This is a genomic window from Roseivirga sp. (assembly GCF_965216855.1).
Classification (GTDB): Bacteria; Bacteroidota; Bacteroidia; order Cytophagales; family Cyclobacteriaceae; genus Roseivirga.
Genome location: NZ_OZ244204.1, coordinates 2,093,245 through 2,119,609, shown reverse-complemented (window position 1 = coordinate 2,119,609; position 26,365 = coordinate 2,093,245). Strand labels below are relative to the sequence as shown.

Annotated in this window: 29 protein-coding genes; 10 read left to right on the top strand and 19 right to left on the bottom strand. The window is 42.3% G+C overall.

The window, feature by feature from the left end:
* Positions 1–5: 5 nt before the first annotated feature.
* The 4 genes from ACOOEY_RS09605 to ACOOEY_RS09590 all read right to left on the bottom strand — a co-directional run bounded on the left by ACOOEY_RS09605 (position 6) and on the right by ACOOEY_RS09590 (position 2,789).
* Positions 6–512: an RNA polymerase sigma factor gene (locus tag ACOOEY_RS09605; RefSeq protein WP_420388458.1), complete on the bottom strand. Its 507-nt coding sequence runs from the start codon at positions 510–512 to the stop codon at positions 6–8.
* Between the two features lie 221 nt (positions 513–733).
* Complete coding sequence (locus ACOOEY_RS09600; protein ID WP_420388457.1) at positions 734–1,636, bottom strand: MerR family transcriptional regulator; 903 nt, start codon at positions 1,634–1,636, stop codon at positions 734–736.
* Between the two features lie 12 nt (positions 1,637–1,648).
* The gene (locus ACOOEY_RS09595; RefSeq protein ID WP_420388456.1) at positions 1,649–2,107 is read right to left on the bottom strand and encodes a sterol desaturase family protein; all 459 of its coding nucleotides are present in this window, start codon (positions 2,105–2,107) and stop codon (positions 1,649–1,651) included.
* Positions 2,108–2,132: 25 nt separating this feature from the next.
* Positions 2,133–2,789 carry a carotenoid biosynthesis protein gene (locus ACOOEY_RS09590; protein ID WP_420388455.1) on the bottom strand — a complete coding sequence of 219 codons (657 nt, stop codon included), beginning with the start codon at positions 2,787–2,789 and terminating at the stop codon, positions 2,133–2,135.
* A gap of 68 nt (positions 2,790–2,857) precedes the next feature.
* Here ACOOEY_RS09590 and ACOOEY_RS09585 point away from each other — a divergent pair, with 68 nt between their 5' ends.
* Positions 2,858–3,160, top strand: a complete 303-nt coding sequence (locus ACOOEY_RS09585) for a DUF4286 family protein (protein ID WP_420388454.1) — start codon at positions 2,858–2,860, stop codon at positions 3,158–3,160.
* Here the strand turns inward: ACOOEY_RS09585 and ACOOEY_RS09580 are convergent.
* Positions 3,157–3,618, bottom strand: coding sequence for a GNAT family N-acetyltransferase (locus tag ACOOEY_RS09580; protein ID WP_420388453.1), 462 nt, complete (start codon positions 3,616–3,618; stop codon positions 3,157–3,159). The two genes, ACOOEY_RS09585 and ACOOEY_RS09580, sit on opposite strands and share 4 nt — an antisense overlap.
* Before the next feature lie 95 nt (positions 3,619–3,713).
* Positions 3,714–4,985 (bottom strand): serine--tRNA ligase, encoded by a 1,272-nt coding sequence (serS, locus tag ACOOEY_RS09575; RefSeq protein WP_420388452.1) that lies wholly within the window; start codon positions 4,983–4,985, stop codon positions 3,714–3,716.
* A 243-nt stretch (positions 4,986–5,228) separates the two neighbouring features.
* Here serS and rho point away from each other — a divergent pair, with 243 nt between their 5' ends.
* Complete coding sequence (gene rho / locus ACOOEY_RS09570; protein ID WP_420388451.1) at positions 5,229–6,833, top strand: transcription termination factor Rho; 1,605 nt, start codon at positions 5,229–5,231, stop codon at positions 6,831–6,833.
* Between the two features lie 64 nt (positions 6,834–6,897).
* On the opposite strand, the gene ACOOEY_RS09565 is transcribed toward rho, so the two are convergent.
* The 4 genes from ACOOEY_RS09565 to ACOOEY_RS09550 are packed head-to-tail and all read right to left on the bottom strand — an operon-like array spanning position 6,898 to position 11,471.
* Positions 6,898–7,467, bottom strand: a complete 570-nt coding sequence (locus ACOOEY_RS09565; protein ID WP_420388450.1) for a NifU family protein — start codon at positions 7,465–7,467, stop codon at positions 6,898–6,900.
* 52 nt (positions 7,468–7,519) lie between these two features.
* Positions 7,520–8,917 (bottom strand): dicarboxylate/amino acid:cation symporter, encoded by a 1,398-nt coding sequence (locus tag ACOOEY_RS09560; RefSeq protein WP_420388449.1) that lies wholly within the window; start codon positions 8,915–8,917, stop codon positions 7,520–7,522.
* A gap of 20 nt (positions 8,918–8,937) precedes the next feature.
* A complete protein-coding gene (gene aroC, locus ACOOEY_RS09555; RefSeq protein ID WP_420388448.1) occupies positions 8,938–10,014 on the bottom strand; it encodes a chorismate synthase in 1,077 nt (358 codons plus the stop codon).
* The gene (locus ACOOEY_RS09550) at positions 10,014–11,471 is read right to left on the bottom strand and encodes a BatD family protein (protein WP_420388447.1); all 1,458 of its coding nucleotides are present in this window, start codon (positions 11,469–11,471) and stop codon (positions 10,014–10,016) included. Before ACOOEY_RS09550 ends, aroC begins: the two co-directional genes overlap by 1 nt.
* A 150-nt stretch (positions 11,472–11,621) precedes the next feature.
* On the opposite strand from ACOOEY_RS09550, the gene ACOOEY_RS09545 reads away from it, so the two are divergent.
* Positions 11,622–11,810 (top strand): hypothetical protein, encoded by a 189-nt coding sequence (locus ACOOEY_RS09545; protein ID WP_420388446.1) that lies wholly within the window; start codon positions 11,622–11,624, stop codon positions 11,808–11,810.
* 36 nt (positions 11,811–11,846) lie between these two features.
* Here the strand turns inward: ACOOEY_RS09545 and queG are convergent, their stop codons facing one another.
* The 7 genes from queG to ACOOEY_RS09510 form a co-directional block, all read right to left on the bottom strand.
* A complete protein-coding gene (gene queG / locus ACOOEY_RS09540; protein WP_420388445.1) occupies positions 11,847–12,782 on the bottom strand; it encodes a tRNA epoxyqueuosine(34) reductase QueG in 936 nt (311 codons plus the stop codon).
* Between the two features lie 34 nt (positions 12,783–12,816).
* Positions 12,817–13,797, bottom strand: a complete 981-nt coding sequence (locus ACOOEY_RS09535; RefSeq protein ID WP_420388444.1) for a YpdA family putative bacillithiol disulfide reductase — start codon at positions 13,795–13,797, stop codon at positions 12,817–12,819.
* Positions 13,798–13,858: 61 nt separating this feature from the next.
* The gene (locus ACOOEY_RS09530) at positions 13,859–14,299 is read right to left on the bottom strand and encodes a doxx family protein (protein ID WP_420388443.1); all 441 of its coding nucleotides are present in this window, start codon (positions 14,297–14,299) and stop codon (positions 13,859–13,861) included.
* Between the two features lie 58 nt (positions 14,300–14,357).
* Positions 14,358–14,939 (bottom strand): TetR/AcrR family transcriptional regulator, encoded by a 582-nt coding sequence (locus ACOOEY_RS09525; RefSeq protein ID WP_420388442.1) that lies wholly within the window; start codon positions 14,937–14,939, stop codon positions 14,358–14,360.
* 40 nt (positions 14,940–14,979) lie between these two features.
* The gene (locus ACOOEY_RS09520) at positions 14,980–15,732 is read right to left on the bottom strand and encodes an SDR family oxidoreductase (RefSeq protein ID WP_420388441.1); all 753 of its coding nucleotides are present in this window, start codon (positions 15,730–15,732) and stop codon (positions 14,980–14,982) included.
* 80 nt (positions 15,733–15,812) lie between these two features.
* Positions 15,813–16,151, bottom strand: a complete 339-nt coding sequence (locus ACOOEY_RS09515; RefSeq protein WP_420388440.1) for a potassium channel family protein — start codon at positions 16,149–16,151, stop codon at positions 15,813–15,815.
* 10 nt (positions 16,152–16,161) lie between these two features.
* The gene (locus ACOOEY_RS09510) at positions 16,162–17,394 is read right to left on the bottom strand and encodes a M28 family peptidase (protein ID WP_420388439.1); all 1,233 of its coding nucleotides are present in this window, start codon (positions 17,392–17,394) and stop codon (positions 16,162–16,164) included.
* Between the two features lie 65 nt (positions 17,395–17,459).
* Here ACOOEY_RS09510 and ACOOEY_RS09505 point away from each other — a divergent pair, with 65 nt between their 5' ends.
* Positions 17,460–18,566, top strand: coding sequence for a TolB family protein (locus tag ACOOEY_RS09505; RefSeq protein WP_420388438.1), 1,107 nt, complete (start codon positions 17,460–17,462; stop codon positions 18,564–18,566).
* A 123-nt stretch (positions 18,567–18,689) separates the two neighbouring features.
* Here ACOOEY_RS09505 and ACOOEY_RS09500 read toward each other — a convergent pair whose 3' ends face one another.
* Positions 18,690–19,556 (bottom strand): formylglycine-generating enzyme family protein, encoded by an 867-nt coding sequence (locus ACOOEY_RS09500; RefSeq protein ID WP_420388437.1) that lies wholly within the window; start codon positions 19,554–19,556, stop codon positions 18,690–18,692.
* Between the two features lie 22 nt (positions 19,557–19,578).
* Here ACOOEY_RS09500 and ACOOEY_RS09495 point away from each other — a divergent pair, with 22 nt between their 5' ends.
* Positions 19,579–20,010, top strand: a complete 432-nt coding sequence (locus ACOOEY_RS09495; protein ID WP_420388436.1) for a hypothetical protein — start codon at positions 19,579–19,581, stop codon at positions 20,008–20,010.
* A 1-nt stretch (position 20,011) separates the two neighbouring features.
* On the opposite strand, the gene ACOOEY_RS09490 is transcribed toward ACOOEY_RS09495, so the two are convergent.
* Positions 20,012–20,701, bottom strand: a complete 690-nt coding sequence (locus ACOOEY_RS09490) for a hypothetical protein (RefSeq protein WP_420388435.1) — start codon at positions 20,699–20,701, stop codon at positions 20,012–20,014.
* Positions 20,702–21,326: 625 nt separating this feature from the next.
* On the opposite strand from ACOOEY_RS09490, the gene ACOOEY_RS09485 reads away from it, so the two are divergent.
* From ACOOEY_RS09485 to ACOOEY_RS09465, 5 genes are all read left to right on the top strand, one after another.
* Positions 21,327–22,010 carry a GNAT family N-acetyltransferase gene (locus ACOOEY_RS09485; protein ID WP_420388434.1) on the top strand — a complete coding sequence of 228 codons (684 nt, stop codon included), beginning with the start codon at positions 21,327–21,329 and terminating at the stop codon, positions 22,008–22,010.
* Positions 22,000–23,199 (top strand): argininosuccinate synthase, encoded by a 1,200-nt coding sequence (gene argG / locus ACOOEY_RS09480; protein WP_420388433.1) that lies wholly within the window; start codon positions 22,000–22,002, stop codon positions 23,197–23,199. The genes ACOOEY_RS09485 and argG overlap by 11 nt, the downstream gene beginning before the upstream one ends.
* Positions 23,196–24,149, top strand: coding sequence for an N-acetyl-gamma-glutamyl-phosphate reductase (gene argC, locus ACOOEY_RS09475; RefSeq protein ID WP_420388432.1), 954 nt, complete (start codon positions 23,196–23,198; stop codon positions 24,147–24,149). Before argG ends, argC begins: the two co-directional genes overlap by 4 nt.
* Positions 24,150–24,210: 61 nt before the next feature.
* The gene (locus ACOOEY_RS09470) at positions 24,211–25,386 is read left to right on the top strand and encodes an aspartate aminotransferase family protein (protein ID WP_420388431.1); all 1,176 of its coding nucleotides are present in this window, start codon (positions 24,211–24,213) and stop codon (positions 25,384–25,386) included.
* Positions 25,387–25,390: 4 nt separating this feature from the next.
* Positions 25,391–26,332 (top strand): N-acetylornithine carbamoyltransferase, encoded by a 942-nt coding sequence (locus ACOOEY_RS09465; RefSeq protein ID WP_420388430.1) that lies wholly within the window; start codon positions 25,391–25,393, stop codon positions 26,330–26,332.
* The last annotated feature ends 33 nt before the right edge of the window (positions 26,333–26,365 follow it).

Below are 26,365 nucleotides of genomic sequence, written 5' to 3'. Positions count from 1 at the left end.
TAGTATTAGCTTCTGTATGTTCTGAGTTTTTCTTTCAGTTGTTTTCTGGCAATGTGAATTCTATTCTTGACAGTACCAATAGGAATTTCCAATCTATCGGCAATTTCATGGTACTTGAATCCTCTGAAGTACATCATGAAGGGTGTTTTATAAACACTGTCCAGATCTTCTATAGCAGCATTAATGTCCTTTAGTGCGAAATTACTATAAGCACCATTTTCAATTTTGGTATCACTGCTGTTAATAAAATGAAGGTTATCAGTAGTATCTATGAAAGTACCTCTTCTTACCATTCTCTGATAATTAGTAATAAAGGTGTTTTTCATGATGGTATATAACCACGCTTTCAGGTTGGTTCCTTCTGAAAACTTTTCCCTGTTCTTGTAAGCCTTCATTAGGGTTTCCTGCAATAGGTCATTAGCGTCTTCGGTATCCTTCGTCAACTTTAAAGCAAATGGCTTCAGAGATTTAGTCATTTGTGTAATTGTGTAACTGTATTCTAGAGCTGTCATACGTTTTGCTTTTATGTTGAACAAATATTGTAAAACATTAAACAAAAGTCAAACAATTTCTGTGTAAACTTTTTGTTCAAACATTAAACAAACAAATGTAGGATGTCTGTTTTGCTTAATAAATGGGTATAAATAAGGCTTATATCTTCAACAAGTTGTATTTGTAAGTATATACATGTAAGTATTTATAGAAAAACTCTTCTTAAACAGAAGTGGGGGAATTATCTGGAAATAGAGACTGATTGATGTTCTTCGATGAATTGAAGTAAATGATTGGGGTTCGCAATCTGAATAACATTATCCGGAAGATCGAGGTCCTGGCCAATGACCTGGCTACCACTCACCAGAATTTCGGTATCTGGAAAGTCGGCAGATAAGTTGTTTAAGTACTCTTTGCAATCCCTTGCCTTATCTCTGCTGGTTAGAATGGTGAGCAAATAATCCGGCTGATAAGTATTGTAAACGTTAGACAGGTCATTGAAAGGCATGTTCTGACCGAGATAAATCACTTTATTGCCTTTAGCCCGGATCAGATAGTTGGCGAATAACAAGCCCAGTTCATGTAATTCTCCTTCGGGTAGGAAAAGCATGTACTTTTTGGCTTTCTCATCAAAGGTCTCATATTGGCCATCTATGGCAACAATTACCTTTTGACGAATGAGGTTGGAGATAAAATGTTCCTGAGCAGGATTGATTGAATCGGTAGTCCACATGACCCCAACCTTCGATAGGAATGGGTATATAATATTAAGCATGGTTCTCTCGAACCCGATTTTCAATGTATTTGATGAAATGATTTTTTCGAAGCGTTGCTCGTCCAAATCAATCATGGCCAGTGTTAAGCCATAAATTTGATCGGCAAAACTGGTCGTTTTGTCTGAAACCTTAAGAACCGCTTCATGAAGCTCTGGTTGACTCATTTCCGCGATGCGGGATATCTTAAAGCCGTTGTCTTTCAGCAATGAAACATTCAGCACTAATTTGAGATCATCCTGATCATAATAGCGAATATTGGTATCTGTCCTTTTTGGATTGATCAGACCATACCGCTGCTCCCAAATGCGCAACGTATGTGCTTTGATACCAGATAAATGTTCTAAATCTTTTATTGAATAATTTGCCAAACCTCGTCTCTTTTAATCTTCTTCCTTCAAATACTTCTTCGGTACAACAAATAACCCGAAAGACACAGAATTCTCTTTCTGTGTTTTGTGGTGTGCCTTATGCGCTTCAGTGATGGCTCTCAAATACTTATTTTTTGGCCTATTGAACCAGCTCAACCTTCTATGGATCAGTACATCATGTAAGATGAAGTACAGACAGCCATAAAGACTAATTCCACAGCCGAGCCAGAACCTGTAATCTAAAGCATCTACTCCCAAAAAGATCAACACAATAGCTGTTCCTCCAAAGATGAGTGTGAATACATCATTGAGTTCAAAGAAACCTTTAGTATGAGTATGATGGGTTTTATGGATATTCCAAAGAACTCCATGCATGAGATATTTGTGAATAGCCCACGAAAAGGCCTCCATACAACCAAATCCCACCAATATCCAAAGGATCGCACTCAACATATTCAACTCAAACAGCATGTTTGATCAATTGTTTACTTCAACTTTAAATAAAATTCAAAGCTATAAAAAAGCCGATCAGTATATACAAAAGTCTAATAGCCAGAGGATTGTTTGCTTTTGGCATAAAAAAAGTGAAGAAACTATGCATGATGAGGCTGGCCACAAACCAACCAACATAATTTCGGATGGGGATATAGGAAGACTCCCAGGTCCAAAAATCGAATTTGACAGCAACCGGTTCTATGATAATGTCAATAGCAGTCATTAATACCGCTCCCAGGAGAATTGGATAATACTTGCTTTTGGTCACATTTCTGGCGAGTAGATTAGTAGAGTAGATAAGTATGACCCAGTTGATACCAATCGCCAATGGTACGTCTAAAAACTTAGGCCCTAAAGTGGGCCCATAAGTATAGTAACCGAAGATAGCACCGGTTTTCACACCCGCTACTTCGACAAAGAAGCCCATCAGAAATACAGTCATAATGAAAAGAATGTAGCGGACCGACTTCTCCTTTTCGAAATGCAAGACAATTGCTGCAGTAGCGAGCAGGTTTAAAGGTGTAAGCATTTGAAAAAGCTCACGGGTCTGAGGAAAGCTTAGTCCAATGGCACCAGCGAGGTGCATGGCAAGAATCAGGTAGAAGGCATTTTTTTGATTTACGAAAGGCAGACGGTCAATCTGAGGTAGCATAAGCATCAAAACTCTGGAGCTGGGGAAATGTTTCGTCAAAAATAAGCCTTAATTTTGGGTCAAACCGCAAAAGAATGATTCTATATAACGTGACAGTTGCAATTGACAAAAGAGTAGAGCAGGATTGGGTAGTTTGGATGAAGGAAACCCATATCCCTGAGGTGCTGGAGACCAATCAGTTTGTAGATCACAAGTTTTTCAAAGTGCTGAATACAGAGGATCCTGAGTCTTCATCATACAGCGTTCAGTATTTTGCAGAGAGCATGAAACATGTAGAGCTCTATCTTGCCGCTTTTGCACCGGAGCTACAGCAAAAGCACCATCTGAAGTTCCCAAATCAGTTTGCGGCCTTCAGGACTTTACTAGAGAAGGTTTAGTAAGCTTCTATTTGTCTGGCATTGAGCGTGCAGTTGACCCACTCTTCATCAAGCTCAGCCCCTAGCTTCTGATAAAACTTAATAGCCGGTTCATTCCAATCAAGTACCTGCCATCTCACTTGCTTTGAGTTGGTGCGCTTAGCCTCATGGATTATGGCATCTAATAATAGCTGGCCGTAGCCCTTGCCTCGATGAGAAGCTCTAACAACCAGGTCTTCAAGATAAACCGCCTTGCCTTTCCAGGTGGAGTAACGAAAATAGTAAAGGGCAATGCCTACAATCTCTTTGTCATTTTCTGCCACGAAAAACTCGTATACAGGTTTATCACCAAAGCCATCTTGCTCCAACTGCTCGAGCGTAATTTCCACTTCATCAGGAGCTTTTTCATAAACGGCAAGCTCATGAATTAATTCTAATACCTGAGGCAGGTCTGCCTTAACTCCTTTACGAATCTTCATTTTCAGTTTGGTTTTATGGACTACTCTGACAAAATAAGGATTATTCCACTACCCTTTTAGGCTGTGGTAATGTCCTCACTTTCTGAACCTGCCAATTAAATACGCTCGAACCCGGTATAGCTATGCAGCACCTCAGGTATGGCGATACCGTCAGCGTCCTGATTATTTTCCAGAATAGCGGCCATAATTCTAGGCAACGCCATTGCACTTCCATTGAGGGTGTGTAAAAGCACAGATTTCTTTTGGTCATCTTTATACCTAAGCTTCAGGCGGTTGGCCTGATAGGTTTCGAAGTTTGAAACAGAGCTTACCTCCAACCATTTGCCTTGTGCGGCAGAATACACCTCAAAATCAAAGGTAATGGCTGAGGTAAAGCCTAAATCTCCACCACAAAGCCTCAGAATTCTAAAAGGTAAGTTTAGACTGGAAAGGAGGTGCTCTACGTGAGCGCACATTTCTTCCAGTGCCTGATAAGACTCCTCCGGTTTTCTTACCTGTACTACTTCTACTTTATCAAACTGATGCAGCCTATTCAGTCCCCTCACATGAGCTCCCCAGCTTCCTGCTTCTCTTCTAAAACAAGGTGTGAATCCCACATTCTTAACGGGGAGGTCCTGCTCGTTGAGAATAACATCTCTGTAAAGGTTAGTAATAGGTACTTCGGCTGTCGGGATAAGATACAGGTTCTCTTCCCCAATATGGTACATCTGACCTTCTTTATCAGGTAACTGGCCAGTGCCATAGCCGCTGGCTTCATTTACGACAATAGGTGGTTGAATTTCAGCATAGCCAGCCTTCACTGCTTCATCGAGGAAGAAGTTTACCAGCGCTCTCTGAAGTCTGGCGCCTTTACCTTTATATACCGGGAAGCCTGCTCCTGTAATTTTAATCCCCAGATCGAAATCTATGATGTCATATTTTTTAATCAGATCCCAATGGGGTTGAGCACCATCAGGCATTTGAGGGATTTCTCCTACTCTTTTAATTTCTTCATTGTCCTCATCACTGTTGCCGGCCGGAACAGAATCATTAGGAACATTAGGAATGTTGTACAGCTTTTGAGTAAGTGCTGCCTGAATTTCGTTGAGTTTGTCGCTAAGGTTTTTGTTGAGTTGTTTAAGCTCAGCCGTACGGGCCTTTACCTTTTCGGCTTCCTCCTTTTTGCCTTCTTTCATTAAGGCACCGATTTGTCTGGCTATGTTGTTGGCTTCAGATAGATTGGAATCCAGTTCCTGCTGTGTACTCTTTCTTTCTTCGTCAAGTTTAATGACCTCATCCAGCAGCTCAGTCGCATTCGCAATGTTTCTTTTTTGCAGTCCTGCAACGTACCTGTCTTTTTCAGCAATAATGTTGTTTACCTGAAGCATTCAATTTCAATTTAGGCCGCTAAATTATCTATTTCAACTGAATAAAAAGTGCCAAAACGGCTATAAAAGCCGCTATAAGAAGAAAAAGAAGTGCTAAATTTTGAGAGTTTAAATGTTTGGTCTAATATTGTGTGTCCTTAAGATGATAGGAAGCATTCCAAAAGTCATCTCTAACTACAATTCTTTTAACCGAAATCATTTTTATAATCTGCCTCTCCGAGGAGATTCCCAATAAATTCATTTATGTATAACATCGAAGAACTGAAGCTCAGACTTCTTTCAGAATTGAAAGAAATTGCTGAAAATCTTGGTGTAAAGAACTTCAAAAAGCTGAACAAGCAAGATCTCATCTACGCTATCCTCGATCAGCAAGCCATTACACCAGACGAGAAATTACCTAAGAAGGCTGATTCAGGCAAAGCTGAAGAAAAAGCACCTGAATCTAAAGAAGAAAGCACACCAGAAAAACAACCTAGGGAAAAGAGAAAACCAGCTCAGGATAAGTCGAAAAGACGTCCGAGAAGAGAAAACGTTACTGACTCTGCCGATGCAGGGGCTGCTGACGCTACTCCGGAGCCAAAATCTGATTCTGAGAAGCCGCAGCCAAAAGAGGAAAAGAAAGCTGCTGGTGATAAGCAGGAAAAGCCTGAAAGACAGGAAAAGCAAGAAAAAGGTGAGAGAAAAGATCACCGAAGAAACAAGAAGCAGGAGTACAACCAGAACATCAAGGATTTTGATGGACTGATTGAAAACGAAGGTGTTTTAGAGATGATGCAGGATGGCTATGGCTTCCTTCGCTCTTCAGACTATAACTACCTTGCCAGCCCTGATGATATCTATGTTTCTCCATCTCAAATTAAACTTTTCGGACTAAAAACAGGTGATACTGTTAAAGGTCAGATCAGACCACCGAAAGAAGGAGAAAAATACTTTGCTCTACTTAGAGTGGAATCTGTAAACGGAAAGACTACAGAAGAAATCAGAGACAGAGTAGCATTTGAATACCTTACACCACTTTTCCCTGATGAGAAATTAAAGCTGAGCACTAAGCCTTCTTTAATGTCTACCCGAATTTTGGACATGTTTGCTCCAATTGGTAAAGGACAAAGGGGTATGATTGTGGCGCAGCCAAAAACTGGTAAAACAGTATTGCTCAAAGAAATCGCGAATGCCATTGCTGAAAACCACCCTGAGTGTTACCTCATTATCTTATTGATCGATGAGCGTCCTGAGGAAGTGACAGATATGGCCCGTAGTGTAAAAGCTGAAGTAATTTCTTCAACTTTTGACGAGCAGGCAGAGCGTCACGTAAAAGTGTCGAACATTGTGCTGGAGAAAGCCAAAAGAATGGTTGAGTGCGGTCACGATGTGGTGATCTTGCTCGATTCCATAACCCGTTTGGCAAGAGCTTACAATACAGTGGTACCTTCATCAGGTAAAATCCTTTCCGGTGGTGTTGATGCCAATGCATTGCATAAGCCGAAAAGATTCTTTGGTGCTGCCAGAAACGTAGAAAACGGAGGTTCACTTTCAATCATCGCTACTGCTTTGATCGAGACTGGTTCTAAAATGGACGAGGTAATCTTCGAAGAATTCAAAGGAACAGGTAACATGGAGTTGCAGTTGGACAGAAAGCTTTCAAACAAGCGAGTATATCCTGCTATCGATGTTCCGGCTTCAGGTACCAGAAGAGAAGATTTGCTCATGAGCAAAGAGGAACTTCAAAGGGTCTGGATCCTACGCAAGTTCATGGCAGACATGAACTCGGTAGAGGCTATGGAATTCTTACTAGACAGAATGAAAGGAACAAGAGACAACAACGAGTTCCTGGTTTCAATGAATGGATAAGAACAACAAACAACCATAAAAAAAGCCCTCTTTCGGAGGGCTTTTTCATTGGGTTAAATATTTTTTATCCTTCTTCGGCCACTACTTCCTTTACTTCATTAGGAAGCATTTGCTTAAGTAAGTTCTCAATGCCATTCTTCAATGTCACAGTAGAGGCAGGGCAACCACTGCATGAACCCTGGAGGTTTACCGTCACAATGCCATCAGCGAAAGAAGAGAAACCGATAGCTCCTCCATCTTGCTCTACTGCAGGACGAATGTATTCATCAAGAATCCCTTTGATTTTCTTTACCACTTCAGAATCGTTCTCATCGAAAAGAGGATCTTTATCTAATTCTTCCAGAATCAGAGGTTTTTCATTTTCCAGGTATGGCTTAATTACAGATTTGATTTCTTCCTGAATCTCCTGCCATTCTACCTCTTCTTTTTTAGTAACAGTAACGAAGTTGCTCATGTAGAAAACCCGGTCTACATAAGGTAATTTGAATAATTCCTGAGCCAAAGGTGACTGTTCTGCAGATTCGACATTAGGGTAATCAAAGCTGACTCCGTCTTGCAGAAGCATGAAGTTAACCACAAACTTCATAGAGTTTGGGTTCGGGTTGGCTTCCATATAAATATTAACAGGTCTCATATCCACTTTCTTTTGCGCAGTTAACTTAACTGCAAAGGTATAAGATTAGTTCTTAGTCTTCTTTTAATTCTCCCTCAGTTTTAGCCACTAAGGTTGAAACCACTGTGTCACCCGTAACATTTACCACTGTTCTTAACATATCCAGTGGACGATCGACAGGGAAGATGATGGCAATCCAGGCCGGATTAAGCCCTACAGATTGTAAAACCACAATCATCATTACCAAACCTGCACTAGGTACAGCAGCACTACCAATAGATGCTAAAGTTGCTGTCAATACAATAGTAAGCTGTTGCGCAACTGTGAGGTCAACCATGTGAAGCTGTGCCATAAAGACAACCGCAACGGCCTGGTAAAGGCTGGTGCCATCCATATTGACCGTAGCCCCGATAGGCAAGACAAAGCTTGATACATTCTTAGATACTCCCAGGTTGTCTTCTACACACTCCATCGTCACAGGCAGAGTTGCCGCGCTGGAACTGGTAGAAAAAGCCAGGAACTGGGCCGGGCTTACCTTCTGGAAGAATTTTCTGTAGGTTAAAGACTTAACAAATGACCTGATAATTATTGGATAGAAAATAAAGATCAGGAATAATAAGCCAGCTACCAGAGTCACCGAATAAGAAGCCAGTCCTTTAAAGATTTCAAATACCTGTGCCGGAGTGTCGGCCATCTTGGCGATGACACCTGCCAACAGGCAGAATACAAAGAAAGGAGCAGCCTTCATTACATAGTCTACCATCTTTAGGAAGACTTCATTGGCTCCATTGACGAATGATTCTAAACCGGCTACCTTATCACCAGGCAGAGCGGCCATACAGATACCAAAAAAGATACCGAAGAAAATGACCTGTAACATCAGCTTGTCATTACTTAATGAGAGCACAATGTTGGAAGGAACCATATCAACAAGGAAAGCAAGAGGTCCTGCGTCTTTGTTTTCTGAGGCGGCAGCCTGTTTCTCCGCCACCATCTTCATATCGTCCTCTGACATCTCTTCTCTTTCGTAGAGGTGACTGTATTGAGGGTCAGACATCAGGTTCTTACCATCAAGAATTTCAACTCCATCAGTTTCTGCCACCCAGGCCTCGTATTGTAACCTGTTTCTAATTCTTTGTTCCTCGTCAATCAGGGTGCCGGGTTTGATGACATTAACCAATAGTAAACCAACAGCAACAGCGGCTACCGTAGTCACCATGTAGAAGCCTAAGGTTTTGCCTCCCATACGGCCAAGTTTGGACATGTCTTTCAGTCCGGATATTCCACTGATAATAGAGAACAATACCAATGGCACTGCAATGTATTTCAGCATTCTGATAAATATCTGTCCGAATGGATCTATCCAATCAATGGTGAATTGGTTCCAGCCGAGTGAGCTTGATAGGAATGCCCAGATGACTCCGGCCAGTAAACCAATCATGATTTTGACGTGCAAAGGTAGTTTCTTCATGACCTGAAAGTGAGGGTTTTTTAAAGTCGATTTGACCTGCTAATTAGCAAATAATCGGCAATAACCAAAGCTGACATTGCTTCAACAATAGGGACAGCACGGGGTACGACACAAGGGTCGTGACGACCTTTTCCTGATACAGTCACTGTTTCTCCGGCTTCGTTGATGCTCTCCTGATCTTGCATAATGGTAGCCACTGGCTTGAAGGCCACGTTAAAGTAGATGTCTTCACCGTTGCTGATACCACCTTGGATACCTCCAGACAAGTTGGTCCGCGTTTTCACCTGATCCTCAGCTTGATAGAATGCATCGTTGTGTTCAGACCCTTTCATCTGAATGCCATCAAAACCGCTACCGTATTCGAAGCCCTTTACCGCATTAATGCTCAGCATGGCCTTACCCAATTCGGCATGTAGCTTGTCAAACACAGGTTCGCCTAATCCGGCAGGAGTACCTTTTATGACTCCGGTAACAATTCCACCAATGGTGTCTCTTTCCTTACGTGTTTGATCGATCAGTTCGATCATGGCTTCGGCTGTCTGAGGGTCAGGACAACGAACAATGTTGTTTTCTGCCTCTGACAGATCAAGCTCCTGATAAGGTTTTTCAAGCTTCAGTTTACCCACTTGTGATACATAGGCCTGGCAGCTGATCCCGTAATGTTGCAATAGAAGTTTAGCCACAGCTCCGGCTGCTACACGAGCCACAGTTTCACGAGCCGATGAGCGACCACCTCCACGGTAGTCCCTTATCCCGTATTTGGCATGGAAAGTATAGTCTGCATGAGATGGACGAAACTTATTGGCTATATGGCTATAGTCTTTGCTTCTCTGATCACCGTTTCGGATGATGATACTGATAGGAGTTCCGGTTGATTTTCCTTCAAATACTCCGGATACAATTTCGAATTCATCAGCCTCTTTTCTCTGCGTGGTAATTTTAGACTGACCTGGTTTTCTTCTGTCCAATTCGGACTGAATAAAGGATTCATCAATCGAAAGACCAGCTGGACAGCCGTCAATTACCACACCTAATGCTTTGCCATGAGATTCACCGTAAGTGTGAATCCTGAATAAATTTCCGAAACTACTTCCCATTACTTTTTGAAGAACAAAAACGCTGCAGCGCCCAACATAGCAATAATCAACAAATTGGCGATAATCTGGGTAGTATTATTCTTCTTCAGGCTTTGCAATTCATTGGCAGCAATGTCAATATTATCGTAGAAAGAGCCCAGATCTGTGGAGGAAATGGATACGTTTTGTTTGCTTTCTCCGGTAACCTCAAGCTTGATCTCTGATTTCAGGGTATCGTATTTAGCTGTTTCTGGGTTGAAGTAAATCCAGCTAAAGAAGTCTTTCAGATCATATTCACCGGGCTCATTCGGAATTCCAAAATAGCTGTACTTCTTGGAACCGGTCACTCTGCCAGCTCCTCTATTGATGTCCTGAGCGATGTTTGGCGGATAAATGTCCATCACCTTGCTATCAGGGATAGTAGGATCAGGAATCCCGGAGATGTTACCTTCTCCATAAATATTGAACTCGTAAGAGAAGCTTTCGCCAGTCTCTACACTGTAGGTATTGATCTTTTCATCTAACTCAAAGTTACCTACTGCTACTTTGTCTTTGAGTGGGTGGGGAGGAAGTGCTTTAACCCTTACTGTCTTTTCTTTGGTATTGAAGGTTTTGAAGTCTTCTTGTCTGTCACGGCCAAAGAATGAAGGAGAGCGGGCAACTCTGTACTTGATCATTTCAAAAGGAACTGAAGGAAATACAACAGGCTCTAAATTGAGCGGATAATAGGTGGCCTGGTAAATCTTATATCGGGTATAATTCTTTCCATTAATGGTTACCCTTTCCCCATAAATATTCTCGATGTTGAAATTTTCTTCCCAACAGTTCTCAGGACGCAGGTCCTTTAGGATAGTTGAAAGTTGTTTTCCAGCTTCGTGGAACTGAAGCGGAGCTCTGTTCGCGTCCGCAACGTAAAAGGCAAATGTGGTGGTGAAGCCTTCACCCACATATACTTCATTTTTATCAGTAGTGAGTGCCAGGAAGGCATCTTCTTCTACATCCACAAATTCTGGTTCACTCTTATTTCTACCGAAAAGATCATCGAATGGGTCACGGGCAAAAGGGTCGTATCTTCTGCGCGAGTTTGATCTTCTCTCTACGGGAGGTGTTACTTTGATGGTCTTTCCCTGTGAGCTGATTTCAGTACCATTGATTTCCATGGTGAATGCCTCGAGCGTATAGGTACCTTCTTCCAAAGGCAGGTACCTCTGGGTGATGCTTTGAGAAGAGCTGATCTGACCATTGACAATATTGGTCTTACTGGAAGATGACGTTCCCCTTTTGGCAAAGCCTTCAATGTTAGGGAAGTCAGTGTAGTTTTTTATCGACTCATTGGTGATAGTAACGGTGATGGTAAAGAGCTCATTCATGCCTACCTCATCTTCACCCAGTTGTACCGTAATTTCCTGTGCGAAACTGCTGGCAGAAAGGCAGGTGATCAGGACTAAGACCGACAAAATTCCCCGAAAATTTCTCATATTTTTTTATTATATTCGTTACCCATTCAGGAAATGGTATTTCAAAGATAAACGCATTTTTGAAAGCATATAACCTGAATTATGTGACTTACGTATTGGTAGGTACGACCTGAACAAAAAGTAGATTCATAACCCTAAAACGTTCTTAACATGCTGGAATATTTCAAGACTATTCTCGCTAAGGTGAGTTTCGATAAACGCCTTTTCGAAAAGGAGTTAAGAAAAGCGATTAAATCACTCATATCAGATGAGTTACAGGAACTGAAAAACTGGTGTTACGCCAAATTTGGCCACATTTATGGGCCCATCATAGAAAAGCAGTTCGTATTAGTGCAATAAAACTAAATTTAACCAGCCCATCCTAACCAGATGGGCTTAACTATTTTTAAGGAATTTCAGATTACGTTTCAGTCCTTCCAGTTTCGTTCTTTTCACCGCAGATTTTCTAAAGGCTGCGCCAAAAACCTCTTCTGTTAAATCTTGCCAATTATTGTTAAAAAGCTGCAAAAGTTCTTCAGGCGGTAAAAAAGCCGGTTCCTGATGCGGAATGGAGAATCGATTCCATGGGCACACATCCTGGCAGATATCACAACCAAAAGCCCAGTTTTGCATATGGTCTTTAAACTCCTCTGGAATACCGTCCTTAAGTTCAATAGTCAGGTAGGAGATGCATTTGCTGGCATCTAGTTGATAGGGAGTAATTGCATCCGTAGGGCAGGCATCTATGCACCGGGTACAAGTACCACAATAGTCTTTAATGGGGCCATCAGGCTCGAGCTCAAGATCAATGATCAGCTCTGCCAAGAAGAAGAAACTGCCTCTTCCTTTATTAATCAAAAGCGTGTTTTTTCCCAGCCACCCCAAGCCTGATTTTTCGGCCCACTGCCTTTCCATTACCGGGGCAGAATCTACAAAGACCCGGCCTTCGATATGGCCGATTTCAGCTTGCAGGTCCTGAAACAAGGTTTTGAGTTTTTCCTTAATGACAAAGTGATAATCTTTGCCATAGGCATATTTGGCCAATTTCGGACTTTCAGGATATTCGTCAGCGAAATCCTGATCGGGATAGTAATTGTAAAGAAGTGAGATGACTGATTTAGCGCCTGGTACCAGCACAGTAGGATCGAGGCGTTTGTCAAAATGATTCTCCATGTAGCTCATTTTTCCATGAGCTCCTTTTTTCAACCACTTTTCCAGACGCGGGGCTTCTTCTTCCAGGAATTCAGCCCGTGAAATACCACAGAAATCAAAACCCTGTTGTCGGGCTAACTGCTTCACTATGCTCGTATTTCTGCTGATCTGATACTCCATGGAAACTCAAATCTAGCAAAGAAGTTGGAATGAATTAGTGAACCGCTACTTCACCCTTGCCAGCGAGAATACTCTGGATAATCATTTCTGAATGTACCCTGGTGTTTTCAATAAAGAGCTTACTGGTTTGAAGACCTGAGTTGATTACCCCGGCAACGTAAACGCCTTTCAAGGGAGTCTCGAGCGTTTGCTCATCATGGACGGGGATTTTGAATTCATCTTCTGTCACCGGTATGCCAAGTGACTCGAATAACTGATAGTTTGGCATGTATCCCGTCATAGCCAGAACAAAATCATTTTCTATGGTTATGTCTCCATCAGGGGTTTGGAGAACTACTTCATGGGGTCTTATTTCTTTTACGGTAGTGTTGAAGTAGGCCTTGATGCTCCCTTCCTTGATGCGATTTTCAATATTTGGCCTGATCCAGTATTTGACTTTAGGATAGATTTCCCCTTCTCTGATAGCCATAGTTACCTCAGCGCCTTTATAATAGGTCTCCAATGCCACATCGCAAGCTGAGTTGGCAGCACCAATGACCAGAACTTTTTGATCTACATAAGGATGAGGGTCATCATAGAAGTGTTTGACCTTCTTTAGTTCCTCTCCGGGAATGTGGAGTAGACGAGGCGTATCATAAAACCCGGTAGCAACTATAACATGTGATGCTGTGAAAGTCCCCTTGGTCGTTAGTACCTGATACACACCATCATATTCACTCATACTTTTTACCTCTGTATACAATTTGATGTTCAGGTCCCAGCTTTCCTGAACTCTTCTGAAGTATTCAAGTGCTTCTCTTCTTGTGGGCTTATCGTTGTGTGCGATGAAAGGAACCCCACCAATTTCAAGTAAGTTGGAGGTGGAAAAGAAGGTCATGTTGGTTGGAAAATTATAGAGGGAGTTCACTAATACCCCTTTTTCTAATACAACATAAGACAGTCCTGCCTTTTTGGCCTCAATGGCACAATTCAAACCGATTGGCCCTCCCCCAATAATTACTAAATCGTATTCCAAAGCATTAATGTTTGATTACTAAGTAAATGAAATGAAGAAGGAAAAGTTCTAAAAATACTCCCTAATTATGGATTCGATTGTTCTTCTTTTGGAACAACAGAACGAATGCTGCACTGATGATCACAATGTTCTTCACTATGTACTGCCCTTCAATAGTCAATTGAAATGGGAAATCTTTAAAAGTGATTTCGGTAAGTATGAATAAAGGCATTATGGTACAGCACATGTGGAAAAAGAGGATCCAGAAAGTCAGCTTGAATTCTCTGGAGAAAACAAGTAATAAACCCAAACCAACTTCCATTAAGGCCAGACTTGGCATAATCATGCCCTGTGGCATTAAGTTGAATGTCATGATTTGAATGGTCTGGGTAGCTAATGATTCTGCCGGACTTAGTCCAGGGAAAAACTTCAGGGCTCCAAACCAGAGGAAGAGGATGCCAATACAAATTCTCAGTATACGGAATTGATGGCGTTCGATAAAAAAGGAAATAACTCGTGCCATAGCTTAAAAAATAGAATTGCAATATAGAATTTCAGATGAGATTAGAAACTGACAAATGTCATTTTAATGATCTAATGGTAATATCTACCACCTCCTGAAGTTCCTCGCGCGAGGCAAAGGTTTTGCACACTACTCTTAAGCCATTGATATTGTTGAAGATAAAGCGGGCATATGCTTGTGCGGACTGTTTGGTATTAAATTCTCCACTTTCCTGACCCTCTTTTACGAGTTCAGCCAGGACTCTCTCAATAGTCTGCTTGTTTTCACTAACCAGCATTTGAATGTCTGGATCCAGGTTGGCCAATTCTGTGGTTGAGTTGACTACAAAACATCCTTTTTTGTCGTGGTCTTGCATCACGTCTTCTATGACATGATTGAGAAATGCCTCTATTATTTCAGAGGCAGGTTTGTCCGAGCGAATTTGATTAAGCAGCCAGGAAGATGAGTTTTGACGATAGCGCTGTAGAGCGGCAACATATAGTTGATGCTTGTCGCCCCAGGTATCATAAATACTGGCACGATTGATTCCTAATTCATCAACCAGATCCTGAATGGAGGTGGCATTATATCCCTTCTTCCAGAAGAGTTGTAAAGCTTTCTCCAATACTTCACCTTCATCAAAATTCTTCTTCCTGGCCATAACGATCTTCGATTGACTGATCGTTCTAAAATATGAAATTTTAGATTGTTGCTATACCGCCATCAACCAGAATCTCTTCACCGGCCACATATGATGAGTCTTCTGAGGCAAGGAATAAGACCGCTTTTGATACTTCGGCAGCAGTACCGAACCTCTTAAGTGGTACAATGTTGGTGAAGTTTTCGGCCATACCTTTCAACTGGTCTTCAGTCATACCCATTTTACCATAGATAGGAGTCTCAATTGGCCCAGGGCTAACAGTGTTCACTCTGATTCCTCTTGGAGCGAGTTCTGATGATAACGTTCTTGCGAAGCTTCTTACAGCCCCCTTGGTAGCAGAGTAAACCGAGCTGTTTTCAAATCCTTTGTGAATGACGGCTGAGGCATTCAATACGATCGATCCACCATCATTGAAAATAGGCAGGAACTTCTGTATGGTGAAGAAAAGGCCTCTTACATTGATGTTAAAGTGAGTATCGAAAAAGGCTTCATCACTTTGTCCGATTGGGGCGAACCATGCAATACCTGCATTGGCAAACAAAATGTCTACCTGGCCATAGTCGGCCTTTACTTCTTCAACTAAACTGTCAATATCAGCCAGCTTAGATGTATCGGACTGAATGGCCTTGAGATTCGGGTTGTTGATTTCTGCCACGGCAGCATCCAGCGTCTCTTTGGTGCGTCCTGTAATAATCACTTTGGCTCCTTCCTCAAGGAATGTTTTAGCACTGGCAAGTCCAATACCGGTGCTTCCGCCTGTAATTACGGCAACTTTGTTGTTTAATTTGCTCATGATTTTATTTTAGAATGATTGTTCCAAAAATGATTGAATGATAACAGAACGATCGTTCTAGATAATAGTTCCCGAGCTGACTATTTTTTGGATTTTCCTTTCAGAAGGTTGGTGTATTCTTTCCTGGTTTGCTGGAAATGCTGGTAGACGGTGTTGATGAAAGTAAGGATCAGGCCGACTCCTATACCAATGTAGATGATGGTAAAGACCTTTCCTCCATCAGTTTGTGGAGAGAAATCTCCATAGCCAACTGTACTTAGGGTAATTGCGGCAAAATAAAGTGAGTCCAGATAAGACCAGCCTTCCAGATAACTGTAGACCAGGGCCCCGCCAAAAAGGATAAACATGGAGGCGCCTAATAAACTTCTGTAGTGTTTATCTTTTAAGAATTCCAGTAAGGTGTGGAATAGGAATTTCACTTACCGGGGTCTAGAATTTTATTTTGCTCGACTTGGTTTCCTCTCCACGTTTGAACTCGACTGTTGTTTCATCACCTGCTTCAAAAGCGCCAAGCGCCCTCATGTAGCTCATCATGTCAACAATGGTGGAGTCGCCCAGCTTCATCACAATGTCCCCTTTCTGCATACCGGCTGAGGCAGCTGGTTTACCTTCGGTAACGCCATCTATACGCATTCCTGTACCGTCATACAGGTAATCGGGTACAACACCCAGTGACACCGTAAACCTTGGTGAGTTACCAGAGTCGTCTTTCGTCTTGGTAAAGGCCAGTTTTTCTTTATCGTCCAGCCTGTCAATGAGTCTTTCGATGTAGCGAATTACTTTGATCATACCGGAATAGTTGATTTTGTCAGCATCATCTGATGGTCTGTGGTAGTCTTCGTGTTGCCCGGTGAAGAAATGAAGCACCGGAATATCTTGTAAGTAGAATGAGGTATGGTCCGAAGGTCCAACTCCCGACTCTGAAGTAACAAGCTTTAGTGAGTCATAATTGATTTTGTCTAAAATATCATTCCAGACAGGACTGGTCCCTACCCCATTGATGGCTAGCGTATTTTCTTTCTTAAGTCTGCCCACCATGTCCATGTTGATCATATAGTTGATACTGTCCGTAGAAACAGTGCTGTTTTTAGAATAGTAGTTAGAACCCCACAGCCCATTCTCTTCTCCTGAAAACGCGATGAACAGATAATTGTAGTTTGATTTCTTCTCTTTCAGAATTCTTGCTAGTTGAATCAATGCGGCAGTTCCGCTGGCATTATCATCGGCTCCATTGTGTATAGTAGGCTCCCCACGATAAAGTGAACCTTCATTACCATAGCCGAGGTGATCGTAATGTGCCCCAATGGCAATAGTGTAAGGCACCCCATTATCGATATAGCCTACCACGTTGCGACCACTGATTCCTTCTCCACTGCTTCCAATCACTGCCTGCTCATGAGGATTGGTGGGCTTGTTTACTCTGAACACCTGAAAATATTTGTCTGAACCTTTTGGCTCTAAACCGATGGCCTTGAATTGATCAGCAATGTATCTGGCAGCCAGAATCTCACCATCAGTTCCAATGGCACGACCCTCCAGATCATCACTCGCCAAATAGCTGATATCTTCTTTCAGGCCAGTCATCAATTCCTTGTCGGTGGTGAAATCTGTGCAGGATGCTAAAAATGCAGATACGAACAGGAGTGCTAAAAACTTCTTCATGGTGGTTAAATTTAGCTCAAAGATAATAATGATTATCTTCGCGCCATTATCGAAACTTTCTAATAATGAGGCAGTATTTCCTTCTAGTTATTGTATTAGCCCTTTTTTCTTGTGGGAAGCAGCAAAGTTCCAACTCAATCGTAGAATCTCGTTCTGCTACAGATTCTTTACTGCTGCATCCTGAAGAGATGAAGTACCTGAAGAACATCAAACAAATCACGTTTGGGGGGAATAATGCGGAGGCTTATTGGAGTTTCGATGATAAGCACCTGGTTTTTCAGAGTGATTACAGTGCATGGGGTGTCAACTGTGACCAGATTTTTGTGACTGATTGGCGTAACGATGATTTAAAGAATAATAAGCCTGAGATGCTGAGCACGGGCATGGGAAGAACGACTTGCTCTTATTTCCTGCCAGATAATCAGACTATAGTTTATGGTTCTACCCATTTGGGTGGAGAGGATTGTCCTCCAGCACCGGAACCAAGAGCCGATGGCAAGTATGTATGGCCAATCTATCCAAGCTTTGACATCTTCACTGCCGATTTGGACGGAAACATCATCAAGCAATTGACCGACAATCCTGGATATGATGCCGAAGCCACCGTTTCTCCGAAGGGCGATAAAATCGTCTTTACCTCAATGAGAACAGGCGATCTCGAATTGTTTACGATGAATATTGATGGCACAGATGTAAAGCAGATTACCAATGAGTTGGGCTATGATGGTGGCGCTTTTTTCTCTCCTGACGGAACCAAGCTGATTTTCCGTTCTTCCAGACCAAAAACAGAGGAGGAGATTAAAGAGTACCAGGACCTATTAGCAGATGGACTGGTTAAGCCAACTGACATGGAACTTTACATCTGCAATGCTGATGGAAGTGACCTTAAAAAGCTGACTGATCTGGGGCAGGCCAACTGGGCACCGTTTTTTCATCCTTCAGGTGAAAAAATCATTTTTGCCAGTAACCACACCGCTACCCGTGGTTTCCCTTTCAACCTGTATATGATTAACATTGATGGAACCGGTTTAACCCGAATCACACATGATGAGACTTTCGATGCATTTCCGGTTTTCTCCAATGATGGCAAATACATTGTCTTTTCCTCGAACAGAAACAATGGTGGGACAAGAGATACCAACCTGTTCGTAGCAGAGTGGATTGGGGGTTAGTTAAAAATTTGAGGTTTTAAGTGGTAAGGTTTATCCACCACGCAAGTAGGCCAAGCCTTGCACGAATGTTCTCCTTGGGAGAAGATGTCCGAAGGACAGAGGAGGATTATCTATTACATAAAACTATTTCTCAACCACCTCCATTACCAACCTAAAGCCAGTGTAAGCAGTTGGCTTTGAAAACTCTTGTCGAGAACTGATCATTGCCCAATAAGGTGTTTGCAGATAACTTCCTCCTTTCGCCACAGTTGAAGTTTGCCCTTCAGCATAAAGTGAAGTAGTCATTTCACTCACGTTGCCACTCATATTAAATAGGCCATAAGGATTTGATATGAATTGATTGACAGGGCTGGTATAGCTGGTAGGGTTAACTTCATCCATCTGTTCTTGAGCAAGGCTAAATTCAATCGATCCATTGTCCTGAACCTGGCTGATGATATTCGTGTCACTCACCCGAAGGATGTTAGCCAATACCTCGCCTTTGGAGTTTCTAATGTAAGGACCACCCCAGGGAAAAGGAGCAATATCATTACCTCCACGAGCTGCCCATTCCCATTCCTGCTCAGTTGGCAAGCGGAAAAGGACTTTCTCAAACTCACGTTTCGGTTGGTTATTATATTCTGTCGTAAGCCAGGCTGCATAAGCCATAGCATCATTTAAGTCTACACCAACAATTGGATAGTTGTCGAAAGCTGGGTGCTTGTAGTAATATTCAAGTTTGGATTCATCAAGACCTTCGCGAAAATTCCAAACACTCACTTCAGGAGAATAGTCTTTGTTCTCTTGACCCATAAGACTATAAAACTTTCTATAATCTCCAGCTCTGGTCTCAAATTTGGCCATGTAAAACCCATTTTCACCTGTCTGGCATGGAATATATGCCCAGTGATCCTTGGAAAGAATTTCTGGAATTTTAGGGGTCTTCTTTTGAGCAAGCGAAGGAAGAGAAACCAGGAGGAATGCCAGCAAAAGTGTGTTAGCTTTGTTCATTGTTCTAAAGTTGAAGTTAAAGATGACCAATAAACGAATCAAATACTTCTTTCTTGCCTCTATTCTGATCCAGATGTTTGTGATCACCTCTTTGGCAACCGCTTCACCTCTTCTCAGTATGCCCATAGCAGGTGAAGGAAGTATGCCTTGGGGTAACCTGATGACAGCCATCCTTTTTGTGCTTTTCCCCCTGAATTTTTTACTCATCAGAACCACCCGAAAAATTCATCAGGTCCCACAAATGGCTTTTAGAATTTGTGTACTGGCCAGCCTGGTATTGGGCGTTCTCTGGATTCCGGTTTCTTTCTTATTGACAGGCAATTGGTCGGCCAGCTTTAGTGGTCAGGACGCTTCTTCCCGGTTTTGGTGGGTCTACACTACGGTGACACCATTGCTGCCTTTTGCCGGTTATTTCCTCATGAGGATATTGACTTTGTTTTTTAAAACAAAGTGAACTAATTCAATTTACCTTTTAGAATTTCAACGTCTTGCTTCAAACTCAATAGTAGGTCTTTGAGTTTCTGGTTTTCCCTTTTCAAGGCTTCCTTTTCTTTATTCTCGTCAATTAGATATAGGGTCAGTTCTTCAATCTTCTTTAAAAGAATTGTTTGAATTTTTCCTAAATCCTGTCCCTTTGTCTTGATCTCATTGGCCGATGGTACTTCGGGCAGGTGTTGATTTTCCATAATAAAAGCCTCCAACTCATTCAAGGTTCTTAATTTAAAGCTAGGGGTAAAGACATAGTCCGGCCAGTCACCTCCTGCTGTTGAAACTCTTACTCCTTTTGCTAATACAGTCCCATCTACAGAGAGTTTTTCAGTTGGCGATGTGGTCCCAATTCCAACATTACCCCCACCAGAGTAAGCCGTCCCATTTCCATCGGGATATAGGATAATATTTTGTTGAGATGATAGTAATAAATCAGAAAAGGAATAACCAGCAAGTCTTGTTGATCTAATGCGAAATTGACCATCTACCGCCTCAAATCTCAAAAGGGAATAAGTGTCATCAATTCTTAATTTGGAATCAGGTGAATCAGTTCCAATCCCAACTTTTCCATTACCAGTCACTCTAAATCGTTCGACAGAGTTTGTTTTTATCAAGAAATTTTCGTCAATATTAACTTCGAAGTTATAATTCCCCACTCCCTCGGTACCGATGAAGTGACTTGAGGTTCCTATGGTTTCTCTTTGTCCTTTAAAATATATTCTGGAGGTATTGTTTGAAGAGTTTGTATGCAATATCATTCCTGTTGTTGCCGAACTTTCTAAATGAAAAAGGAAAGTTGGGTTAACAGTGCCTATCCCTACATTACCGGAATTATAGTAAATCGGACTTGAACCAATTTGAGTGCTTTGAGCAAATATCAGGGTAGGGGAGAAAAGAATTAATAGAAAATAAATTGACTTTTTCATAAGGTTTATTGTTTAGATGAATGTAGTAAATGAATTTTAGCAATAAGAATAGTAGACATCAATAATCGGTTATCTATTATTTTCTAATTTCTTATCAACGGCATTTGCACATTCCGGAATTTCTATTTCCTTTGTCCCCTCAATGTTGAAAACAGCTCATATAGTAACCCCACCCGGAGCCCCTCTTTTTGTTAGAGGTGTGAGGACTGTTTTAGCCATAAGGCAAAATAGGCGCTAGTCGCCTCTATTCTTTAGGTCACTTACGTGGTGACTTCTTAACCTATATTTCTTAGTTTAATCTTATTGAATTTCAACCTTAGTCTGTATTCAGGCTTAGATTTGATCATAACCCAAAATGGAATTAAAATTTACAATCAGACCGGCCACCTCAGATGACATTCACTATGCACAGATCATAGTAGATGAAATTGCTTCTTCGGCAGCTAAAAGGGGAACTGGTATTGCCAGGAGAACACCGGAATATGTCTCCAGAAAAATGGATGAAGGTAAGGCCGTAATTGCCTACGCACAGGATGGCACATGGGCAGGATTTTGCTACATCGAGGTCTGGAGCCATGGGCAGTTTGTTGCCAACTCTGGCCTAATTGTCAATCCTGAATTCAGAGGACATGGTCTTGCTAAACGCATTAAGTCGGAGGTCTTCAAACTCTCTAGAAAGAAATTCCCCGAGGCTAAAATCTTTGGTCTTACCACAGGAGCTGCGGTGTTAAAGATTAACTCTGAATTAGGTTACAAGCCTGTGATCTATGAAGAGCTTACGCAGGATGATGATTTCTGGGCTGGCTGTAAAACCTGTGTGAATTATGATATTCTCACCGCCAAAAATAGGAAGAACTGTATTTGTACTGCCATGCTGTATAACCCGGCCTGGGAGAAAAATGCCAAGCCAAAAAGGACTGCCTGGACAGAAAGAGAGCTCGATAAAGACCTCAAATTATTTGAACGCTGGATTAAATTCAAGAAGAGTGTACTCCTGAAAATTGACGAAAGAAAAAAGAAGAAAGACAATGGAAAATAATAAAGTAGTACTGGCATTCAGTGGGGGATTGGATACTTCCTATTGTGTTAAGTACCTCTCTGAAGATAAAGGATTGGAAGTACACTCTGTAGTGGTGAATACCGGAGGATTTGATAGTGACGAGATAAAGAGAATTGAAGAAAGGGCTATCAGTTTAGGTGTTAAATCCCACAAGACCATTGATGAGACCGATAATTACTACCACAAAGTGGTTCGCTTTCTCATCTTCGGTAACATCCTCAAAAATGGATCTTATCCACTTTCGGTAAGTGCAGAGCGTGTTTCGCAAGCGGTTGCCATTGCTCAATATGCTAAAGAACTTGGTGCTAAAGCCATCGCTCATGGAAGTACAGGAGCCGGTAACGATCAGGTGCGCTTCGATATGATTTTCCAGACCTTTATGCCAGAGGCTGAGATCATCACCCCAATTCGTGATATGCAGCTTTCGAGAGAGGCTGAGATTGAGTACCTAAAAGCTAAAGGCGTTGATTTTGACTTTACCAAATCTGTTTATTCCATTAACAAAGGACTTTGGGGTACCTCGGTGGGAGGAAAAGAAACGCTTAGCTCCAATGGTTATTTGCCGGAAGAGGCATTCCCAACCCAAGTCACTAAAACAGCTTCCGAGGACATTAAACTGACTTTTGAAAAAGGAGAGATAAAAGCCATTAATGGAACGTATTATGATCAACCTGCGGAAGCTATTCTTGCTCTTGAAAAGATAGCAGGTCCTTTCGGTATTGGCCGGGATATTCACGTGGGAGACACCATCATTGGTATTAAAGGACGTGTAGGTTTTGAGGCAGCGGCCAGTGTTCTTCTTATCAAATCGCATCAGGCACTGGAAAAACATGTGCTTAGCAAGTGGCAGATTTACTGGAAAGATCAGGTTTCCGCTTTCTATGGTAACTGGTTGCATGAAGGACAGTTTCTTGATCCGGTCATGCGTGACCTGGAAGCTATGATGCAAAGTACACAACGTAATGTGTCTGGCGATGTATTCCTCACTTTGTTCCCATACAGGTATCAGATTAATGGTATTGAATCACCACACGATCTGATGTCAGCCAAGTTCGGTCACTATGGTGAAATGAATAAGTCATGGACGGGTGATGATGTAAGAGGCTTCGCGAAAATCTTCGGTAACCAGAATGCTATTTACCATCAGGTCAACGAAGAAGAAATATGATCAAGGTAGGAATTATAGGAGGTGCCGGATATACAGGAGGAGAGCTGATCCGCCTATTGGTCAATCACCCCGAAGCCGAAATCAGCTTTGTGCAAAGCCGAAGTCAGGCCGGTAAAAAGCTCTACTCTTCACATAGCGATTTGCTGGGAGAAACAGAACTGGCATTTGTACCAGAATGGCACGGTGATGTTGATGTTTTATTCCTTTGTATGGGACATGGCGATTCCAAAAAGTTCATGGAGTCGAATGAGGTCAATGCTTCTGTTAAAATCATCGATCTTGCACATGATTATCGATTGGACGATAGCAAGGTTTATGGTTTACCTGAGCTGAACAGAGAAGCAACGAAGTCCGCCAACTTTGTTGCTAACCCGGGGTGTTTTGCTACCGCCATTGAACTGGCGTTACTTCCTCTCGCACACAATGGTATGTTAAAGGAGGTGCATGTTTCAGGAACTACCGGGTCTACTGGAGCGGGTGTCATGCCTTCTGAATCGACTCATTTCAGCTGGAGAAATAACAACATATCTACCTATAAGGAATTTCAGCATCAGCATCTTGCAGAAATCAGGAAGTCTTTGATGCAGTATCAGCCATGGTATGAGAACAATATCAACTTTGTTCCATATCGCGGGAATTTTACCAGGGGGATATTGGTATCCGCTTACCAGTATTGTGAGTGGCCATTAGAAGAAGCCATCAGAGTTTATAAGGAGTATTATGAAGACCACCCTTTTACCTGGGTGACCGATAGCCCTCTAGACGTAAAGCAAGTGGTGAATACTAATAAATGCTTTATCCATTTGCAGATGCACAATGGCTACCTGATGGTTCAGTCGGCCATTGACAACCTGCTCAAAGGAGCTTCGGGCCAGGCGGTTCAGAATATGAATCTGATGTTCGGGCTGGACGAAACCACCGGATTGAAATTGAAAGGAAGTGCTTTTTGAGCCCCTTCCTGTAGAACAATAACTATAACACGTCATCCCCGTGAAAACGGGGATCTTAATAATGAACGGAGAGATTCTCGCCTATGCGGGAATGACGACAACAAGCAAGAAGATGAAATTATTCGATGTATATCCCCTCTATGATATTGAACCTGTGAAGGGGTTCGGTTCGAAACTATGGGATAAGGAAGGAACTGAGTATCTGGATCTCTATGGAGGTCATGCCGTTATATCAATCGGTCATACCCATCCGCATTATGTGAAGCGCCTGACAGATCAATTAAATACCCTCGGTTTCTATTCCAATGCTGTACAGAACTCAGTTCAGCAGGAGTTGGCAGACGAGATGGGGAAAGTTTCCGGCTGCGAAGATTATCAGCTTTTCCTATGTAGCACCGGAGCTGAAGCCAATGAAAACGCGCTGAAATTAGCTTCTTTTCACACCGGCAGAAAGAAAGTTATAGCCATGAAACAGGCCTTTCATGGTCGTACTTCAGGAGCCGTAGCGGCTACAGATAATCCTAAGATTGTAGCCCCATTCAATGCTGATCATGAGGTAGCTTTTGTGCCGATGAATGATATCAATGCACTTAAAGCAGAATTGGATGATCAAACCGCTGCTGTCATCATAGAAGGTATGCAAGGAGTGGCAGGTATCTATGTGCCAGACAATGAGTATCTGCAGCAGGTCTCAGCTCTTTGTAAAGAGGCGGGTGCTTTATTGATTATGGACGAAGTTCAATCAGGTGCAGGTCGCTCAGGCAAATTTTTCGCCTATCAGCATAGCGGTATTCAACCCGATGTGATTACCCTGGCCAAAGGAATTGGCAATGGTTTCCCTGTGGCAATGGTTTTGATCGCTCCACATATTGAGCCGTGGCATGGTATGCTGGGTACTACCTTCGGAGGTAATCACCTGGCTTGTGCAGCAGCACTTGCGGTATTGGAAGTGATTGAGCAGGAAAACCTGATGGACAATGCCAAGACCTTAGGTGATTGGTTGATTGATGAACTCAAGCAGATTTCTCAAATCAAGGAGGTGAGAGGAATGGGGCTAATGCTAGGCTTAAGCTTTGATTTTGCCGTGGCTGATCTTAGGAAAAAACTTCTTTTTGACCACAAGATATTCACCGGTTCAGCGGGTGATAAAAATACGATGCGACTCCTGCCTTCATTGGCCGTAAGTCGTGAAGAGCTGGAACATTTTTTAACTGCACTTAAGCAAGAACTGAATTAGTCAAATGAAAAACTTCACCTCCGTAAAAGATGTAGAAGACCCGGTGGCATTGGTTCAAAAGGCCCTTGCCTTAAAAGCTAACCCTTTTAATCCTGATTTTGCCAGAGGGAAAAAGGTAGGTCTCATATTTCTTAACCCAAGCCTAAGGACCAGGTTAAGTTCTCAGATTGCTGTTCAAAATCTGGGAGCTGAGGCCATTGTGCTTGATATAGGAAAAGATGGCTGGGCCTTGGAGTTTGAGGACGGAGTGAAGATGAATGGTAGCAAAGCCGAACACATTAAAGAAGCAGCTGGGGTAATGGGGCAGTACTTCGATGTTTTGGGAGTGAGAACTTTTCCTGAGCTGAAGGACCGTGAGCTGGATTACTCCGAGCAATTGCTCAATGCATTCATTAAGTACTCAGGTCTTCCGGTGGTAAGCCTGGAAAGTGCCACGTTGCATCCACTCCAAAGTTTAGCCGATTGGATGACCATAGCTGAGCACTGGGACAAAAAGGAAAGACCGAAGGTAGTACTAACGTGGGCGCCCCACGTAAAAGCATTACCTCAGGCTGTGCCTAATTCATTTGTGGAGTGGATGAAAGCAGCACCGGTGGATTTGACGATTACTCATCCTGAGGGGTATGAATTGGCAGGTCAATTTGCTGAATCCGTACCTGTAGAGTACAACCAGGCCAGGGCCCTCGAGGGTGCCGACTTTGTCTATGTGAAGAACTGGTCTTCTTACCACCAATATGGTCAGATCCTGAATCAGGATGAAAGCTGGAGTTTTGGTAGTGAACAACTAGCCTTAACCAACAATGCCAAAGTAATGCATTGCTTGCCAGTAAGGAGAGGTTTGGTCATCAAGGATGAAATATTAGATGGACCCAATGCAATTCACCTGCAACAGGCCAAGAATAGAATTTACAGTGCACAGGCTGTATTTGCTGAGCTGCTGGGCTAATCGTCATTCAGAGGAAGAACATTTCGATGATAA